This window comes from Mycolicibacterium baixiangningiae, assembly GCF_016313185.1.
In the GTDB taxonomy this organism is placed as follows: domain Bacteria; phylum Actinomycetota; class Actinomycetes; order Mycobacteriales; family Mycobacteriaceae; genus Mycobacterium; species Mycobacterium baixiangningiae.
This window is the reverse complement of the sequence record NZ_CP066218.1, coordinates 4,512,071-4,529,402: the sequence shown is the minus strand read 5'-3', so window position 1 is coordinate 4,529,402 and position 17,332 is coordinate 4,512,071. Positions and strand designations below refer to the sequence as shown.

16 protein-coding genes are annotated in these 17,332 nt (G+C 68.3%); 8 read left to right on the top strand and 8 right to left on the bottom strand.

The window, feature by feature from the left end; all coding sequences use genetic code 11:
* The first annotated feature begins 76 nt into the window (after nucleotides 1–76).
* Nucleotides 77–901 (top strand): alpha/beta fold hydrolase, encoded by an 825-nt coding sequence (locus I7X18_RS21380; protein WP_193045989.1) that lies wholly within the window; start codon nucleotides 77–79, stop codon nucleotides 899–901.
* Nucleotides 902–904: 3 nt separating this feature from the next.
* On the opposite strand, the gene I7X18_RS21375 is transcribed toward I7X18_RS21380, so the two are convergent.
* Together I7X18_RS21375 and I7X18_RS21370 are read right to left on the bottom strand one after the other, a co-directional pair.
* Nucleotides 905–1,615 carry a GntR family transcriptional regulator gene (locus I7X18_RS21375; protein WP_193045988.1) on the bottom strand — a complete coding sequence of 237 codons (711 nt, stop codon included), beginning with the start codon at nucleotides 1,613–1,615 and terminating at the stop codon, nucleotides 905–907.
* Nucleotides 1,615–2,145, bottom strand: a complete 531-nt coding sequence (locus tag I7X18_RS21370; protein WP_193045987.1) for an HD domain-containing protein — start codon at nucleotides 2,143–2,145, stop codon at nucleotides 1,615–1,617. Before I7X18_RS21370 ends, I7X18_RS21375 begins: the two co-directional genes overlap by 1 nt.
* A gap of 107 nt (nucleotides 2,146–2,252) precedes the next feature.
* On the opposite strand from I7X18_RS21370, the gene I7X18_RS21365 reads away from it, so the two are divergent.
* The 6 genes from I7X18_RS21365 (at nucleotide 2,253) to I7X18_RS21340 (ending at nucleotide 8,571) form a co-directional block, all read left to right on the top strand.
* A complete protein-coding gene (locus tag I7X18_RS21365) occupies nucleotides 2,253–3,368 on the top strand; it encodes a TIGR03364 family FAD-dependent oxidoreductase (protein WP_193045986.1) in 1,116 nt (371 codons plus the stop codon).
* A 95-nt stretch (nucleotides 3,369–3,463) separates the two neighbouring features.
* Complete coding sequence (locus I7X18_RS21360) at nucleotides 3,464–4,135, top strand: phosphonatase-like hydrolase (RefSeq protein ID WP_193045985.1); 672 nt, start codon at nucleotides 3,464–3,466, stop codon at nucleotides 4,133–4,135.
* Between the two features lie 31 nt (nucleotides 4,136–4,166).
* Nucleotides 4,167–5,135: a phosphate/phosphite/phosphonate ABC transporter substrate-binding protein gene (locus I7X18_RS21355; RefSeq protein WP_193045984.1), complete on the top strand. Its 969-nt coding sequence runs from the start codon at nucleotides 4,167–4,169 to the stop codon at nucleotides 5,133–5,135.
* Between the two features lie 3 nt (nucleotides 5,136–5,138).
* On the top strand, nucleotides 5,139–5,945 hold the full coding sequence (gene phnC, locus I7X18_RS21350) for a phosphonate ABC transporter ATP-binding protein (protein ID WP_193045983.1): 807 nt from the start codon (nucleotides 5,139–5,141) through the stop codon (nucleotides 5,943–5,945).
* Nucleotides 5,942–7,537 carry a phosphonate ABC transporter, permease protein PhnE gene (phnE, locus tag I7X18_RS21345; RefSeq protein ID WP_193045982.1) on the top strand — a complete coding sequence of 532 codons (1,596 nt, stop codon included), beginning with the start codon at nucleotides 5,942–5,944 and terminating at the stop codon, nucleotides 7,535–7,537. The genes phnC and phnE overlap by 4 nt, the downstream gene beginning before the upstream one ends.
* Entirely contained in the window at nucleotides 7,513–8,571 is a 1,059-nt protein-coding gene (locus I7X18_RS21340; RefSeq protein ID WP_193045981.1) for a zinc-binding dehydrogenase, read from the top strand. Before phnE ends, I7X18_RS21340 begins: the two co-directional genes overlap by 25 nt.
* Nucleotides 8,572–9,409: 838 nt before the next feature.
* Here I7X18_RS21340 and I7X18_RS21335 read toward each other — a convergent pair.
* The 6 genes from I7X18_RS21335 to I7X18_RS21310 form a co-directional block, all read right to left on the bottom strand.
* On the bottom strand, nucleotides 9,410–11,221 hold the full coding sequence (locus tag I7X18_RS21335; RefSeq protein WP_193045980.1) for an acetyl-CoA carboxylase biotin carboxylase subunit: 1,812 nt from the start codon (nucleotides 11,219–11,221) through the stop codon (nucleotides 9,410–9,412).
* 143 nt (nucleotides 11,222–11,364) lie between these two features.
* Nucleotides 11,365–11,781, bottom strand: coding sequence for a SufE family protein (locus I7X18_RS21330; protein WP_193045979.1), 417 nt, complete (start codon nucleotides 11,779–11,781; stop codon nucleotides 11,365–11,367).
* Nucleotides 11,778–12,683 carry a sulfurtransferase gene (locus tag I7X18_RS21325; protein WP_193045978.1) on the bottom strand — a complete coding sequence of 302 codons (906 nt, stop codon included), beginning with the start codon at nucleotides 12,681–12,683 and terminating at the stop codon, nucleotides 11,778–11,780. Before I7X18_RS21325 ends, I7X18_RS21330 begins: the two co-directional genes overlap by 4 nt.
* Before the next feature lie 42 nt (nucleotides 12,684–12,725).
* On the bottom strand, nucleotides 12,726–13,355 hold the full coding sequence (locus tag I7X18_RS21320; protein WP_193045977.1) for a Maf family protein: 630 nt from the start codon (nucleotides 13,353–13,355) through the stop codon (nucleotides 12,726–12,728).
* Nucleotides 13,352–13,630: an acyl-CoA carboxylase epsilon subunit gene (locus tag I7X18_RS21315; protein WP_193045976.1), complete on the bottom strand. Its 279-nt coding sequence runs from the start codon at nucleotides 13,628–13,630 to the stop codon at nucleotides 13,352–13,354. The genes I7X18_RS21320 and I7X18_RS21315 overlap by 4 nt, the downstream gene beginning before the upstream one ends.
* Nucleotides 13,631–13,661: 31 nt before the next feature.
* Nucleotides 13,662–15,302, bottom strand: coding sequence for an acyl-CoA carboxylase subunit beta (locus I7X18_RS21310; RefSeq protein WP_193045975.1), 1,641 nt, complete (start codon nucleotides 15,300–15,302; stop codon nucleotides 13,662–13,664).
* A gap of 504 nt (nucleotides 15,303–15,806) precedes the next feature.
* Here I7X18_RS21310 and I7X18_RS21305 point away from each other — a divergent pair.
* Nucleotides 15,807–17,297, top strand: coding sequence for a sugar transferase (locus I7X18_RS21305; RefSeq protein ID WP_193045974.1), 1,491 nt, complete (start codon nucleotides 15,807–15,809; stop codon nucleotides 17,295–17,297).
* The last annotated feature ends 35 nt before the right edge of the window (nucleotides 17,298–17,332 follow it).

Here is a 17,332-nt window from a genome sequence, read left to right as displayed (position 1 = left end):
TCCGGAGCGGCGACGTTGCCGCTGACGGCCGCGCGCACACCGACGGCCCAGCCGTCACCTCAGCAAGGAGAAAGCAATGCCCACCATCACCACCGACGACGGCGTCGACATATTCTTCAAGGACTGGGGTTCGGGTCAGCCGATCGTGTTCAGCCACGGCTGGCCGCTGTCCGCGGACGACTGGGACACCCAGATGCTGTTCTTCCTGTCCCAGGGATACCGCGTCGTCGCACACGACCGCAGAGGGCACGGCCGCTCCACCCAGACCGCCGACGGCCACGACATGGACCACTACGCCGACGATCTCGCGGCCGTCGTCAAGCATCTGGACCTCCGCGACGCCGTCCACGTCGGCCACTCGACGGGCGGTGGGGAAGTGGCGCACTACCTCGCGCGCCACGGCGAGAGCCGGGCCGCCAAGGCCGCGCTGATCAGCGCCGTACCGCCGCTGATGGTCAAAACGGAGGACAATCCCGGCGGTCTGCCCAAGGAGGTGTTCGACGATCTGCAGGCGCAGTTGGCGGCCAACCGTTCGGAGTTCTACCGGGCACTGCCCTCCGGACCGTTCTACGGCTACAACCGTCCCGGTGCGGAACCCTCGGAGGCGATCATCGCCAACTGGTGGCGTCAGGGGATGATGGGCGGCGCCAAGGCGCACTACGACGGGATCGTCGCGTTCTCGCAGACCGACTTCACCGAGGACCTGCGCGCGATCAGCATCCCGGTGCTGGTGATGCACGGCGACGACGACCAGATCGTCCCGTACGCGGATTCCGGGCCGCTGTCGGCTGACCTGTTGTCGAACGGCACGCTCAAGACCTACCCCGGCTTCCCGCACGGTATGCCAACCACCCAGGCCGACACCATCAATGCCGATCTGCTGGAGTTCATCCGCTCCTGACCCTCACCGGTCGACGAGCAGCGCCTCGAAGGCCACCCGATCGCCGCGGTAGAGCGCCCGCACCAACTCGATCGGGTGGTCGTCGGTGTCGACCGTGCGCCGGTTGAGCAGCAGCACCGGCATGGCGGTGGTGGTGCCGAGCAGAGCCGCCTCACGCGGGGACGGCAGCGCGGTCTCGATCCGTTCGAGTGCGGCGCCGAATTCGACGCCGGACGCGCGGATCGCGGTGTAGAGCGACGTGGCCGGATCGAACGACTCGCGCAGCCAGCCGAACCGCCGCACGGTCAGGTAGGTACTCTCCAGGCCGATCCGGTCGCCGTCGGCGAGCAGCACACGTTCGAGTGCCATCACCTTGGCGCCGCGCTGCACTCCGAGCGCGGCGGCCGTCTCGGTGTCCGCGCGGATGTCCACCCAGGACACCGGGATGCGGCCGGGGGTGCGGCCCATCCGCTCGGCGCCCTCGGTGTAGGACTTCAGCGAAAGTGGCTGCACGAGTTTGGGTGTCGACACCACGGTGCCGCGACCGCGGCGTTCGATGCGGCCTTCGACGAGCAGTTCGTGCAACGCCTGTCGCACCGTCTCCCTGGCAACTCCGAAGCGAACCGCCAGTTCACGTTCGGCGGGAACGGGATCGCCGATGTCGAGCCCGCCGAGCAGATCGTCGAGTTCGGTGCGGACCCGGTGAGACTTCGGCGCGCGGATCACCTCCGCCATCACGCGCGCCGTGTCGTCTGTGCGGCCGCGACGCGTTCGGCCACGGCGACCACGGTCTCGATGTCGGCGCCCCGCGCAGCCGGATCCTTGGCGGCATCGTCGAATCTCCTCAGCCGCAATGCATCCGGCCACCATGGATGGCCGGCCAGATCCTGGTCGACCGCTGCGCCGCCCTGCAGGCGCAGCGACACGATCGAGACGTCGGACAGGGCGCCCGCGTAGGCGGGATCGGTCGCTGCGAGATAGCGCTTGGCGGCGACATGAGCACCGGCCAGCCATCCGACGCGCACGCCGAAGCGGGGTGTGAGCCAATCGTGGGCGACCCTGTCGTGTGCCTCGGAATGGGCTGCGAGCAAAGGGCTGTGCCCGATGTCGTGCAGTGCGGCGGCCAGCACGAGTTCGTCGTCGGCTCCGTCGTCGAGAGCGCGCGCGGCCGACTGCAGCGCGTGGTCGAGTTCGTCGACGGCCAATTCGTCCCACACTCCGCGCAGGGACTCCAGAACGGTGATCGTCTGCTCACGGATCGACACGCAGTCAGCGTAACAGCGATTGGTCTATACCAATGGTTCACTCGGCGTTCGCCTGTCGACCACCTCGGCTTCGGCGCCCGGTCGCCGGACGACGGGAGGGTGCGCCCATGCGCATCATCATCGTCGGCGGTGGAATTCTGGGCACCGCGCACGCCGTGGAAGCGGTACGCCACGGACATCGGGTCGTCCACCTGGAACGTGAACGGGAAGCGCGCGGTGCGACCGTGCGCAACTTCGGGCTCGTCTGGGTCTCCGGGCGGACGAGCGGGGAACTCGACGCCGCGTTGCGCGCCAGGGAGCTGTGGGAGGAACTCGGCCGGGCCGTACCCGGCATCGGATTCCGCGCCACCGGATCGCTGACCCTGCTTCGCACCCCGGCCGAGGTGGCGGTGGCCGAAGAGGCCGCCGGGCGCCCCGACGCGGCCGCCCGCGGTTTCACCGTCGTCGATGCCGACCGCGTCCGCACCCTCAACCCGGCGCTACGCGGGAAATTCCTTGCCGCGCTGTACTGTTCGCGCGACGCCGCGGTGGAATCCCGGCAGGCGCTCCCGGCGATCCGCGGGTACCTGGCCGCGACGGGCCGCTACACCTTCCTGCCGGCGACCGAAGCGCGTGCGGTGGAGGGTCTCGGCGTGCGTGACGACCACGGGCGACGGCACGACGGCGACCTCGTCATCGTCTGTGCCGGCGCGGCGCACGGTGGGCTGGTTCGCGAGCTCGCAGGTGAGCTCCCGGTCCGCCGGGTGCGGCTGCAGATGATGCAGACGGCGCCGCTCGGCGAACGCCTCACCACGGCGATCGCCGACGGTGACAGCATGCGGTACTACCCGGGTTTCGCGGGCGCGGCGGCCGAGGACCTCGCGAGGACCCAACCGCAGGACATGGTCGCCGAACGGCATCGCATGCAGCTGCTGTGTGTCCAGCGGCTGCACGGCGGGCTCACGATCGGCGACACCCACGAGTACGCCGAACCGTTCACCTTCGACGTGTCCGAGGATCCGTACGCGTACCTCACCGGACTCGTCGAGGAGCTGCTGGGCCGCGCGCTTCCGCCCGTCGAGCGGCGGTGGGCGGGGGTCTACAGCCAGTGTGTCGACCCGGACGAGCTGGTGTGCCGCAGATCGCCGGCCCCCGGTATCCACGTGGTCACCGGTCCGGGCGGGCGCGGGATGACGCTGGGCCCGGCGATCGCCGAACAGACCGCCGACCTCGCCGGCCTGTGAATCGAATTGGTATAGACCATTTCGACGGCAGCTGTTCACGCGGTGTTCCGCTGGGCGGAACCCACTGGTCCAGAACACATCCGAAGGTGATCCGCATGCACACAGAACTCGCGGTACTCGACATGGCAGGTACCACCGTCCGCGACGACGGACTGGTGATCCGCGCGTTCGACGAGGCCGCGACCGCCGTCGGACTGCCCCGGGACGGCGCCGAACGCGAGCACGCCCGCCGGTACGTGCTCGACACCATGGGCCAGTCCAAGATCGAGGTCTTCCGCGCCCTGTTCGGCACCGAGGACCGCGCCCGCGAAGCCAACACCGCCTTCGAGAAGGCCTACGAACAGTTCGTCGACGGCGGGGTCAGCGCGGTTCCTGGTGCGGTAGAGGCGATTTCACGGTTGCGCGAGACCGGCGTGAAGGTGGCGCTCACCACGGGCTTCAGTCCGGCCACCCAGCAGCGCATGCTCGATGCGCTCGGATGGGGTGAGATCGCCGACGTGGTGCTCGCGCCCGGGCCGAACGTGCGCGGCCGGCCCTATCCGGACCTGGTGCTGACCGCCCTCATGCACGCGGGCGTCGACGACGTCCGCAAGGTCGCCGTCGTGGGAGACACCACGAGCGACATCGTGTGCGGCCTGCGGGCGGGCGCCCTGATGGTCGCCGGTGTGCTGACCGGCGCACACGACGAACCGACGCTGCGCGCCGCCGGGGCGGTACACGTGCTCGACTCCGTCGCCACCCTGCCCGAACTCCTTCTTGCCCCCTGATCCACCACCTCCGCCGAAAAGGACTGTCTCCATGATGAATCGATTGACCCGCCTGGCCGCCGCGGTATCCGCGGTGACGGCACTGGCGCTGTCCGGGTGTTCGAGTTCGGACGGTGGTTCCGCAGCGATCAACGACAAGGGTTTCCCGGACACCATCACCCTCGCCGCCGTGCCGGCCGAGAACTCCGCCGACATGCGCGCCAGCTACGACCCGCTGATCAAGCTGCTGGAGAAGGAGACCGGCTCGACGATCGAATTCGTGCAGGCATCCGACTACGCCGGCGTGGTCGAAGGGATGATCGCCGACAACGTCGACCTCGCGTTCTTCGGACCGTTCGCCTACGTCGTCGCCGGGATCAACGGCGCCAAGATCACGCCGCTCGGCGCCGTCATCGAGGAGGAGGGCGCGGAACCCGGTTACCAGTCGTACGGCCTGGCGCGGGGCGACAACGCCGCCGTCAACCGGCTCGCCGACTTCGCGGGCAAGAAGGTGTGTTTCGTCGATCCCGGATCAACATCGGGCTTCCTGTACCCGACCGCGGGGCTGATCGAGGCCGGGGTGATCGAGTCCGGCTCCGAGGCCGACATCTCCGCGGCGATGACGCCGATCTATGCGGGCGGTCACGACGCCTCGGCGCTGTCGATCAAGAACGGCGACTGTGACGCCGGCTTCGCCTTCGACAGCATGGTCGACCAAACCATGGTGCAGAAGGGCGATCTCGCCCCCGGTGACCTGAAGACGGTGTGGAAGTCGGAGATGATCGCCGGATCGGTGTTCGCCGCCAACGATTCGCTGGGCGGCGCCGCCATCGACGCTCTGAAGAAGATCTTCACCGAGAAGGCCAACGGGAAGGTGATGGCGGCCGAAGGCCTGTGCGAGGGCGACGGCTGCCTGATCACCGACGAGCGCGCGTGGGGTGTTGTCCCCGTTGACGATTCCGCCTACAACGGTGTGCGCAAGGTCTGTGAGGTCACCGGTTCCGAGAAGTGCAAGGCCTGACGGGTGGACCCCGGCCACCCGGTTGCCGGCGATGACGTCGTGGTCGCCGTCCGCAACGTCACCAAGCGATTCGGCGACACACTCGCGCTCGACGACGTCTCGCTCGATGTCCACCGGAGCGAGATGCTGGTTCTGCTCGGCCTCTCCGGCTCCGGCAAGTCGACACTGCTGCGTTGCCTCAACGGCCTCCATCCGGTCACCTCCGGTCAGGTCAACGTCGGGGGGACACGCGTCGACACGGCATCACGGGCGGAGCTGCGGGGCCTGCGCCGGCGGGTTGGGTTCGTCTTCCAGCAGTTCAACCTCGTCGGGCGGCTCAGCTGCCTGGAGAACGTCCTCATCGGCGGCCTCGGCCGGTTGCGGCTGCCCCGCTACGGGGCACTGACCTACCCCCGCGCGATGCGTGAGGAGGCGCTCGGGCACCTCGACCGCGTCGGGCTGGCCGACCTCGCCGACCGGCGGGCCGACACGCTCTCCGGTGGTCAGCAGCAGCGGGTGGCGATCGCGCGAACCCTCATGCAGCGGCCCGCCCTGCTGCTCGCCGACGAACCGGTGGCCTCGCTGGACCCGGAGAACGCCGGCGTCGTCATGGACATGCTGTTCCGCGTCTGCATCGAGGAGAAGCTCACCGTCGTGTGCACCCTGCATCAGGTCGATCTGGCGCTGGGATGGGCGCATCGGCTGGTCGGTCTGCGGAACGGACGCAAGGTGCTCGACCGTCCCGCGGTGGGCATGAACCGGGACGACGTGCTGAGCATCTACCGCCGGGTCGATCCGGCGCTCGCCGATCCGGCCGCCCGGTCGACGTGACCACCTCGCTGTCGGCGTCTCCGAGCGGGGCCGGGACTCCGCGCCCCGGCCGGCCACCCCTGGTCGGCCCTGTGCAGCTGGTGGCCGTCTGCGCACTGATCGCGACGATCGTCTCGGCCTGGTACATCGACTTCGCACCGGCTGCGTTGATCGACGGGCTCGACGAGGTCGCGGCCCTGCTGGAGCGCATGCTGCCGCCGCGCCTCGACGATCCAGGCCGCATCGGCGGGCTGGCGGTCGAGACACTGCTGATGGCGGTGCTCGGCACGGTGCTCGCCGCAGTCGCCTCGGTGCCGTTGGCTTTCCTGGCTGCCCGCAACACCACTCCGCACCCCGCGGTCTACGCCGTCGCACGGGCCGTCATCACGTTCTGCCGCGCGATGCCCGACCTGCTGTTCGCGGTGCTGTTCGTGCGGGCGCTGGGCATCGGTGTCCTGCCGGGCATCCTGGCGCTGGCGCTGCATTCGATCGGAATGCTGGGCAAGCTGTTCGCCGACGCGATCGAGCAGAGTGACCCGGGCCCGCGTGACGCGGTCCGCAGCACCGGCGTCGGCTACGTCCGGGAGATGATCAATGCCGTGCTGCCACAGGTGGTTCCGGCCTGGATCGGCACCTTCGTCTACCGCATCGACATCAACCTGCGGATGTCGGTCGTCCTCGGCTTCGTCGGGGCCGGCGGCATCGGTTTCGCGTTGCAGGATGCGCTGCGTGGGTTGGTCTACCCCCGGGCACTGGGCATCGTCCTGGTGATCCTCGCCATCATCGCCGCGATGGAGTTGGCGTCGATCGGTGTGCGGCGGGTGCTGCTCGACGCGTCGACGTCGGATCCGCGCCGGGACCGCATCTGGCGGGTCGTGCTGGGTGCGGCGGTGATCGCGGCCAGTATCGCCGCGCTGATCGAGTTGCGGATCAGCCCGTGGTCGCTGCTCACGTGGGTCGGCCCATCGATCGACGTCTTCGCGCGCATGGTCCCGCCGAACTTCTCCGCGGTGGGCACCGGTCTGCTCGACGCCGCCCTGCAGACCGTCGCCATCGGCGTGGTGTCGACCGCGATCGGTGTGGTGCTGTCGGTGCCGCTGGGGATCCTCGCGGCACGCAATGTCACACCGCACCGCTGGTGCTACCGGCTGACGCGCGCCTGGATCCTGGTGGTGCGCGCCGTCCCCGAGTTGATCCTCGCGGTGGTGTTCGTCGCCGCACTCGGGCTGGGCCCGGTCGCGGGTACGTGCGCGCTGGCGATCGGATCCATCGGTTTTCTCGCCAAGTTGGTCGCCGACGCGGTCGAGGAGATCGACCCCGGTCCGATGGAGGCGGTCCGCTCGGTGGGTGGCGGTTGGTGGAAGACGCTGTTCGCCGCGGTCGTGCCCCAGTCGATGCCCGCGCTGGTGGGGTCGAGCCTGTATCTGTTCGACGTCAACGTCCGCACCTCGACGATCCTCGGCATCGTCGGCGCCGGGGGGATCGGATATCTGCTGTTCGAATCGATCCGCACCGTGAACTTCGACGTGGCCGGCGCGATCGTGCTGGTGATCTTCGCCGTCGTCTACGCCATCGAAAGGTTGTCGGGGTGGATCCGGTCGCGTCTGGTGTGAGCAGGGCCGCGGTCTGGACCGGCAGCGGCGTCGAGATCCGTGAGGTGGCCCTACCGCACGACGGCGACCTGATCGTGCGGGTGCGACTGGCCACCGTCTGCGGCAGCGACCTGCACACCGTTGCCGGACGCCGGCGCAGCCCGTGTCCCAGCGTGCTCGGACACGAGGCCGTCGGGGAGGTCGCCGTGCCCGATCCGCACCGCGGCCTGTCGGTCGGGGAGCGGGTGGTCTGGTCGGTCATCTCCGCGTGCGGGCGGTGCCCACGGTGCCGCGCGGGGCGCAGCGCCAAATGCGCGGTGGTGCGCAAGGTGGGGCACGAACCGTTCGCGGGGGACTGGCCGCTCTCTGGTGCGTATGCCGAATACATCGCCCTGCCTCGCGGGGTGACGGTCCTGCGGGTACCCGAGGGGCTCGACGACCGGGTGGCCGCGCCCGCAGCATGTGCGACAGCGACTGTGATGGCGACGCTGGAGGCGGCCGGTCCGCTCGCCGGGCGCCGGGTGCTGATCTGCGGCGCCGGCATGCTGGGGGTCACCGCGGCCGCCGCGTGCGCGGACGCCGGGGCGCACGTGCGGATCACCGACCTCGACGCCGAACGGCTGAGGTCGGCCGAACGCTTCGGCGCCGCTGCGGATGCCGGGGGACCGGTGGACGTCACTATCGACTTCACCGGCGCGGCCGGCGCGGTCGAGGCCGCGCTGACGCGGCTGGACGTCGGGGGTGTCCTGGTTCTTGCCGGCTCGGTGATGCCCGGTCCTGCGCTATCGCTCGACCCGGAGAGTGTGGTGCGCAAATGGTGGACGATCCGCGGTGTGCACAACTACGAACCGCGCCACCTCGAGCAGGCGATCACATTCCTGGACCGGACGCAGGAGCTGTGTCCGTGGGCGTCGGTGGTGTCGGACCCGGTGCGCCTCGACGACATCGCCTCCGTGCTGGCGGCCTCCGTGCCGCCCGGAACCCTGCCGCCCGGGACCCTGCCGCCCGGAACCCTGCCGCCCGGAACCCTGCGCGCCGCTGTGGCGCCGTCGTAGCGACGTCCCGCTTCTCCGGCTCTCACCGGAGAAGCGGGACCGCTCCCCCTCGAATGTTGAGGCGACTGTCCCTCTACACGCCTCGCCATTTGGTACCTGACGCCGGGTCGCCGCCGTCAATGACCATTTCCTGCCTGGCCCCGTCGGGCACGTAGCAAACTGTACCTGAGGGGAACCTTAGAGGCAATTGGGAAGATCCGGCATTTACTTAATGGCTCCCGCTGACGGTAAAGCAAATTTTTCGAGAGCCCGTTGTTATTCGCTGAGGAAACATTTCCACGTCGTCGGCGACCCGCTCCGGCAAAACTCAGAGTGGCGCCGTCGCCGACGTCGGCGGGGGATCCACAGCCCCATGAATGGACCTGTCATTATTCGCCAACATCCGTCACTGTTGATCATACACAGCCTGTAGACGTGCTCTCATGTTTGCTCGGCACGTTGCCTGGACTGTGCGGGGACGTCGGGTCGACAAGGTATGGAACGGGCGCCGTCGCAAAGTCCGTGCGGTGTGGCAACGACATGGAGAATCATGATCGAAACCTCGATTTGTAGTCCGTCTTACCTTTGCTTGGGTAACGAGCACATTGCGCTCGGCGGAGTCAGAAACGCTGCGAAGAGCGCTCGCGGGGACCGACTCCAGAGCCGGGGAAGCGGGAATCGCAGCAAAACTACACGGTCGTCGGGGCGCTCAGATCCCGACTGGGGCGTGGACGCCGTGGGCCGCACCGCGCCCGCGAACCGGCCCACGGGGCGCCGCAGCGACATGCCAAAAACCCCGGCGCAGCTCGTTCGACTCGCGTCGATCGGGCTGCGCCGGGGTCAGGTGCTGCGTGGGGGACTACTCGCCGTCGCTCTTGATCTCGGCCAGCACGGTGCCCTGCGTGACGGCAGCGCCCGCCTCGACCGCGAGTCCGGTGATCGTGCCGTCCTTGTGGGCGGTCACCGGGTTCTCCATCTTCATGGCCTCCAGCACGACGACCAGATCGCCGGCGGACACCTGCTGACCCTCTTCGACGGCCACCTTGACGACGGTGCCCTGCATCGGCGCGGTCACCGCGTCACCGGAGGTCGCCGCGCCGCCCTGGGCGCCGCGCTTGCGGGGCTTGGGCTTCTTACGGACGACACCCGGGGCGGACGCACCGCCGCCGTTTCCGCCGAGCACCAGATCGCCCGGCAGTGACACCTCGAGACGACGGCCGCCGACCTCCACCACGACGGTCTGGCGCGGGATCGTGTCTTCCTCGTCGATCGGATCGCCACCGGTGAACGGTTCGACGGAGTTGTCCCACTCGGTCTCGATCCACCGCGTGTGCACCGTGAAGCCGTTCTCGTCACCGATGAACGCCGGATCGCTCACCACCGCGCGGTGGAAGGGGATGACCGTGGCCAGCCCTTCGACGTTGAACTCCGCCAGGGCGCGCCGTGACCGCTCCAGCGCCTCCTCACGGGTGGCACCGGTGACGATCAGCTTGGCCAGCATCGAATCGAACTGGCCGCCGATCACCGATCCGCTCTCCACGCCGGAATCCAGGCGCACGCCCGGGCCCGTCGGCGGCTCGAACTTGGTCACCGGACCGGGGGCCGGCAGGAAGCCACGTCCGGCGTCCTCGCCGTTGATGCGGAACTCGATCGAATGCCCGCGGGGCGTGGGGTCCTCGGTGATGTCGAGCGGTTCGCCGTTGGCGATCCGGAACTGCTGGCGCACCAGGTCGATGCCCGAGGTCTCCTCGGTCACCGGGTGCTCCACCTGCAGGCGGGTGTTCACCTCGAGGAACGAGATCAGGCCGTCCTGGCCGACCAGGTACTCGACGGTGCCCGCGCCGTAGTAGCCGGCCTCCTTGCAGATCCGCTTGGCGGACTCGTGGATCTCCTTGCGCTGCGCGTCGGTCAGGAACGGTGCGGGCGCCTCTTCCACCAGTTTCTGGAACCGGCGCTGCAGCGAGCAGTCGCGGGTGCCCGCGACCACGACGTTGCCGTGGGTGTCGGCGATGACCTGGGCTTCGACGTGGCGCGGCTTGTCGAGGTAGCGCTCGACGAAGCACTCACCGCGGCCGAACGCCGCGACGGCCTCACGGGTCGCCGACTCGAACAGCTCGGGGATCTCGGCGATCGAACGCGCCACCTTCATACCGCGGCCGCCGCCGCCGAAGGCGGCCTTGATCGCGACCGGTACGCCGTACTCCTCGGCGAACGCGACGACCTCGTCGGCGTTCTTGACCGGATCCGGCGTGCCGGGCACCAGCGGTGCCTGCGCGCGGGCGGCGATGTGGCGGGCGGTGACCTTGTCGCCGAGATCGCGGATGGACTGCGGGCTGGGCCCGATCCAGATCAGTCCGGCGTCGAGCACGGCCTGGGCGAAGTCGGCGTTCTCCGAGAGGAAGCCGTACCCCGGGTGGATCGCGTTGGCGCCCGACTTCTCGGCGGCGTCGAGCAGCTTCTCGAACACCAGGTACGACTCGGCCGAGGTCTGGCCGCCCAGCGCGAACGCTTCGTCCGCGAGCCGCACGTGCGGTGCGTCGGCGTCCGGTTCGGCGTAGACGGCCACGCTCTGCAGCCCGGCATCCTTGGCCGCCCGGATGACACGGACCGCAATCTCTCCTCGGTTGGCGACAAGCACCTTGGAGATCCTTGAGCTGGCGTGACTGGCCACTTCGCCTCCTGCTGATATGCCTTCGGGGCACTTACTTAAGAACGTCTTGAGAAACTTATCGGGGAGTTTAAGCGGCCCGCCTGTGGCCGTCGGTAGCCGGTATCGGTTACTCGTGGGTAAGTTCGCCGACATCCCGCTTCGAGTCAGGCGTCGCGCAGGCGTCGCTTGATGCGCGTCAGCATCGCCGACATCCCGCGTAAGCGCAGCGGGCTGATCAGCGCGGCGAGTCCCAGTTCGGTGTAGAAGTCGTCGGGCACGGCGAGGATGGCCCCGGCCGGCTGTTCGTCCAGTCCGGTCGCCAGGATCGCCGCGAAACCCCGTGTGGTGGGGGCTTCGGCCGGCGCGCTGAAGTACAGCCGGACGTGCTCAGGGTCTTCCGCGTCGACGTGGAGGAACAGCGGCGACTGGCATTCGGGCACCGGTTCCATCGCCGCCACTTCGAGCTCAGAAGGCAGCGCGGGCAGGTCGTCGGCGAACTCCAGCAGCAGCCGGAGCTTGTCCTGCCCCTGGACTTCCTGGAACTCGGACACGACCTCGGCGAGTGGGGTCGGCATCGTCATGACGACGCGGGGACCTCACCCGGATCGGGGCCGACGGCGACGGGCACCCGCACCGCATTGCCCCACTCGGTCCACGAACCGTCGTAGTTGCGCACCCCGGGCAGGCCGAGCAGGTGGGTCAGGACGAACCAGGTGTGGCTGGAGCGTTCCCCGATGCGGCAGTAGACGACCGTCTTCGGGTCCGCATCGCCCTCGGAGAGGAAACCGTAGAGCTCCTCCAGTTCAGCGCGGGAGCGGAACTGGCCGTTGTCCCGGGCGGCCTTGCTCCACGGGATCGACCTGGCGGTAGGGATGTGCCCGCCGCGCAGTGCGCCCTCGTCCGGGTAGTCGGGCATATGGGTCCGCTCACCGGTGTACTCGGCGGGCGAGCGGACGTCGATGAGCGGCTGCTTGCCGAGGATCCCCAGCACGTCCTCGCGGAAGGCACGGATCGGGGCGTCGTCGCGCTCGACGACGGGGTAGCCGCTGGTCTGTTTGGACGGCACGTCGAGGGTGGTGTCGCGGCCATCGGAGATCCACAGGTCTCGGCCACCGTCGAGCAGGCGGACGTCGGGATGGCCGAACAACGTGAACACCCACAGCGCGTAGGCCGCCCACCAGTTGCTCTTGTCGCCGTAGATCACCACGGTGTCGTCGCGGCCGATGCCCTTGCGATCCATCAGTGCGGCGAACTGCTCACCGTCGATGTAGTCGCGCACGCATGGGTCGTTGAGGTCGACGTGCCAGTCGATCTTCACCGCACCCGGGATGTGGCCGGTGTCGTAGAGCAGGACGTCTTCGTCGGACTCCACGATGGAAAGGCCCGGGCGGCCCAGATTGCTGGCCAGCCAGTCGGAGGTGACCAGCCGTTCCGGGTGGGCGTAGTCGGCGAGTTTGGGGCTGGAATCAGGTGGCAGCGGCACGGAATCGAGCCTACCGCCGGTGGCGGTCCGTCGGGCCCGTGGTCAGCGCGTCCACAACTGCGGAACCGACAGGTCGAGCCGCGCCAGCATGGCGCGCACGAGCGGAAGGCTGAGCCCGATGACGTTCGACGGGTCGCCATCGACACCGTCGACGAACCAGCCGCCGAGCCCGTCGAGCGTGAAAGCGCCTGCGACACCGAGTGGTTCGCCGCTGTCGAGGTATCCGGCCAGATCGCCGGGCGATGGCGTGCCGAACCGGACCGTGGTGCCACCCGCTTCCAGTTCACGTCCCAGCGGGACGCCGTCGCGCATCCGCACAAGACAGTGTCCGGTGTAGAGCTCACCGCTGCGCCCGGCCATCAGCTGCCATTGAGCCCGCGCGGCTGCCGCCGATCCGGGTTTACCCGTGAGGCGGCCGTCGAGCCACAGCATCGAATCGCATCCGATGACCACGCAGTCGGCCGCGACGTCGGAGGGCAGGGAGTCCACGACACTGGCGGCCTTGGCCGCGGCCAGCGCGCACACCACCTGGTCCGGCGGCGCCCCGGCGCCGAGCGTCGCGACGATCGCGTCCTCGTCGACGCCCGAGACGATGACGAGCGGCTCGATTCCGGCCTGGCGCAACACTTTCAGCCGACCGGAGGACGCGGACCCGAGGACGACCCGGGTCACCTCCGCATGTGGGTGCGTTCCAGCAGCGTCACCCGTTGCCAGCTGGTGACGTCGTAACGCAGCTTGCCCACCGGATGGCCCCACGGGTTGAACTCCTGCGGGCCCGGTTCGGCATGGCCGCCACCGGCGCCGGCGAGCACCGCGGCCAGCGCGGCGATCTCCTCGTCGGACGGCTGCCCCTTGACGACGTGGATGTGCGGGTCCGCCGCCGGGGGCAGATCGATGGTCAGCTGTCGGTGATCGCTGACCTCGGTGATGTCGGTGTCCTGCGACATGGGTCTCCTGGGGGGAATCTACAGCTGAGATCTACAGAGGAATATTGCCGTGCTTCTTGGGCGGCGTCTGGACGACCTTGCGCTCCAGCAGTCGCAGCGCGGTGCCGATGTAGCCGCGGGTGTGCGACGGCTGGATGACCGCGTCGACGTAACCACGTTCGGCAGCGATGTACGGGTTGACCAGGGTGTCCTCGTACTCCTGCTGCAGCTGCAGGCGCAGGGCGTCGACGTCCTGGCCGTCCTTCGCCGCCTCCTTGAGCTGCTGGCGGTAGACGAAGCCGACCGCCCCCGAGGCGCCCATCACGGCGATCTGCGCCGTCGGCCACGCGACATTGACGTCGCAGCCCATGTCCTTGGATCCCATGACGCAGTACGCGCCGCCGTAGGCCTTGCGGGTGATGACGGTGATCTTGGCGACCGTCGCCTCGCCGTAGGCGTACAGCAGCTTGGCGCCGCGGCGGATGATGCCGTTGTACTCCTGCTCGGTGCCGGGCAGGAAGCCCGGCACGTCGACCAGCATGACGATCGGGATGTTGAAGCAGTCGCAGGTCCGGATGAACCGTGCGGCCTTCTCCGAGGCGTTGATGTCGAGGCAGCCCGCGAACTGCGTCGGCTGGTTGGCGACGATCCCGACCGGCCGGCCGTCGACGCGGCCGAAGCCGACGATGATGTTGGTCGCATAACCCGCCTGGACCTCGAGGAACTCGTCGTCGTCGAGAATGCGGGTGATGACCTCGTGCATGTCGTACGGCTGGTTCGGGGAGTCCGGGATCAGCGTGTCGAGCTCGAGATCCTCGTCGGTGAGGGTCTCTTCGATCGGCCCCACCGGCGCCGGCGCCGGGTACCGCGGCGGATCGGCGTAGCTGTTGGGCGGCAGGTAGGACAGCAGATCGCGCACGTAGTCGAACGCATCCTGTTCGCCGGAGGCGACGTAGTGGGCCAGGCCCGACTTCGCCATGTGGGTGTGCCCGCCGCCGAGCTCCTCCATGGTCACCTCTTCACCGGTGACCGTCTTGATGACGTCCGGGCCGGTGATGAACATCTGACTGGTCTTGTCGACCATGATCACGAAGTCGGTGAGCGCCGGAGAGTAGACGTGGCCGCCCGCGGCCGCGCCCATGATGAGCGAGATCTGCGGGATGACACCGGAGGCCTTGATGTTGTTGTGGAAGATGCGGCTGTACAGGCCGAGCGAGACGACGCCCTCCTGGATGCGCGCGCCAGCGCCGTCGTTGATGCCGATGAGCGGCCGGCCGGTCTTGACGGCCAGCTCCTGCACCTTGACGATCTTCTCGCCATAGACCTCGCCGAGGCTGCCGCCGAACACGGTGGCGTCCTGGCTGAAGATGCACACCTCGCGGCCGTCGATGGTGCCGTAGCCGGTGACCACACCGTCGCCTGGCGGCCGGTTGGCCTGCAGGCCGAAGTTGGTGCTGCGGTGCCTGGCCAGGGCGTCGAGTTCGACGAACGAATCCTCGTCGAGGAGGGCGAGGATGCGCTCGCGCGCGGTCAGCTTGCCCTTGGCGTGCACCTTCTCGACGGCCGCCTCGCCAACCGGATGCTGGGCCTCGTCGGTGCGCTTGCGCAGATCGGCCAGCTTGCCCGCCGTGGTGTGGATGTCGATCTCACGCTCACCGCTGGCTCCGGCGTCAGGCTCTTTCACGCTCGTCATGGGAGTCGATGCTATCGACCTGCCTCTGGCGCTTTCACGATGCCCTGAGAAATCGCAGCGCCCGGCGTGTTCGGGGCCGTCCCGCCCTGGCGGAGCCGCGCCGCCCGGCGGCAAACACGAGGAGTGTGTGATACGTCACATCGAGCGGCGGTAACCGCCGGAAAGCGGCAAGCGGAATGCGCGCGTATTTCACAAATAGCGGCGAACCCTGCCGGTACGCAAATGCGCGGCGCAATGAGATGCGAGCAGCCCGCCGATGTGACCGCCGAATTTTGCCATTGACGTCAACGTAAGTCAACCTTCGTTGGTTACTTCAACGAAACATCGCAGCGTGTAGGCGTGTTCGACGGCTGCCCGTCGATTGCGCCGGGTAAAGCGCCCCGGCCCGTCGATGAATTTACAAATAGAATGGCCGCCCGCGGAGCGGTTTCGTGATCATCTTGAGATGATCATACGAAGTCGGTTAAGGTCGGGTGGGAGCAATTGAACATCGGGGGGGACCGCATGACCGCGGTGAATGATGATGTTGATCTGACAGCAAAGGTAGTAGCCGAGCCGGGCAGGGTGCCACTCTGGCAGCGCGGCTACGCGCGCCGTCTGGTGGTTGTGGACTTCGTTGCCGTCGCGCTCGCCGTCGGGGCGGCGCAATGGCTCCGGTTCGGGAGTCTTCCCGGCGAGACCAGCACCTATCCGAACTTCGCGTACTCGATTCTTTCGGTCATCATCGCCGTCGCCTGGATGCTGGCGTTGTCGATCAACCGCGCCCGGTCGCCTCGGGTGATCGGTTCGGGCGCCGAGGAGTACCGGCGGGCGTGGATGGCCACGCTGTCCGTGTTCGGCGCGGTGGCGATCATCTCGATGCTGTTCAAGCTCAACATCGCCCGCGGTTATCTGATGATCGCTCTGCCCATCGGCCTGGTGACACTGATCCTCTTCCGCTGGATCGCCCGCCGCATCGTCGCCTCCGTGCGCGAGAAGTACGGACGGTGCATCACCCGGCTGCTCGTGGTCGGCAATCCCCACGCCATTCGCGATCTCACCAGATCACTTGCGCGCGAGACGAAGTCGGAATACCTCGTCGTCGGGGCCTGCGTGCCGAGTGGGTTCTCCCGGGCGGAGCTCGAAGTCCCCGGGGTGGGCACCATTCCCACCTTCGGTGACGAGACCAATGTGGTCGGAGCGGTGACCGCCACCAAGAGCCACGCCGTCGCTGTGACCGCCACCGAGCGGCTCGACGGACGCGGAATGCGTGATCTGTCCTGGGAGCTCGAGAAGCTCGACATCGACCTGCTCGTCTCGCCCGGCGTCGTCGACGTCGCGGGCCCGCGCCTGACCATGCGCCCGGTGGCCGGCCTCCCGCTGATCCACGTGGAGAAACCGCAGTACAACGGTGCGAAGCGCTTCCAGAAGCGGCTGTTCGACATGCTCTTCGCCAGCACCGTCCTGCTGCTGGGGGCGCCGGTGCTGATCGCCGTCGCGATCGCAGTCAAGCTGACCAGCCGGGGACCGGTCTTCTACCGCTCCGAACGCATCGGCCTCGACGGCCGGCCGTTCGAGATGATCAAGTTCCGCACGATGGTCCAGGGCGCCGACAGGATGCTGCCCGACCTCGCCAACCTCAATGACAGCAACGGGGGAGTGCTGTTCAAGATTCGTGAGGATCCGCGGGTGACCCCGCTCGGTCGGCTGCTTCGCAAGTACAGCATCGACGAGCTGCCGCAGTTCCTCAATGTCCTCAAACGCGATATGAGCGTCGTCGGCCCCCGCCCGCCCCTGGCCACCGAGGTCAAGACCTACGACGACCACGTCAAGCGCCGCCTGCTGGTCCGTCCCGGTATCACCGGTCTGTGGCAGGTCAGCGGCCGCTCGGACCTGTCCTGGGAGGACTCGGTCCGGCTCGACCTGTTCTACGTCGAGAACTGGTCCATGGTCTCCGACCTGCTGATCGCCTTCAAGACCGTCAAGGCGATGCTGCGCCACTCCGGCGCCTACTGAACCGAGCACCCTGGGCGCAACCACGCGCCTGAGTA

What these genes read in the sequence shown, in the direction of transcription:
- I7X18_RS21365 (WP_193045986.1), top strand. Translation starts at nt 2,253, where the DNA reads ATGCGCATCATCATCGTCGGCGGTGGAATTCTGGGCACCGCGCACGCC.
- I7X18_RS21305 (WP_193045974.1), top strand. Translation starts at nt 15,807, where the DNA reads ATGACCGCGGTGAATGATGATGTTGATCTGACAGCAAAGGTAGTAGCC.
- I7X18_RS21360 (WP_193045985.1), top strand. Translation starts at nt 3,464, where the DNA reads ATGCACACAGAACTCGCGGTACTCGACATGGCAGGTACCACCGTCCGC.
- I7X18_RS21310 (WP_193045975.1), bottom strand. Translation starts at nt 15,302, where the DNA reads ATGACGAGCGTGAAAGAGCCTGACGCCGGAGCCAGCGGTGAGCGTGAG.
- I7X18_RS21315 (WP_193045976.1), bottom strand. Translation starts at nt 13,630, where the DNA reads ATGTCGCAGGACACCGACATCACCGAGGTCAGCGATCACCGACAGCTG.
- I7X18_RS21355 (WP_193045984.1), top strand. Translation starts at nt 4,167, where the DNA reads ATGATGAATCGATTGACCCGCCTGGCCGCCGCGGTATCCGCGGTGACG.
- I7X18_RS21330 (WP_193045979.1), bottom strand. Translation starts at nt 11,781, where the DNA reads ATGACGATGCCGACCCCACTCGCCGAGGTCGTGTCCGAGTTCCAGGAA.
- I7X18_RS21375 (WP_193045988.1), bottom strand. Translation starts at nt 1,615, where the DNA reads ATGGCGGAGGTGATCCGCGCGCCGAAGTCTCACCGGGTCCGCACCGAA.
- I7X18_RS21380 (WP_193045989.1), top strand. Translation starts at nt 77, where the DNA reads ATGCCCACCATCACCACCGACGACGGCGTCGACATATTCTTCAAGGAC.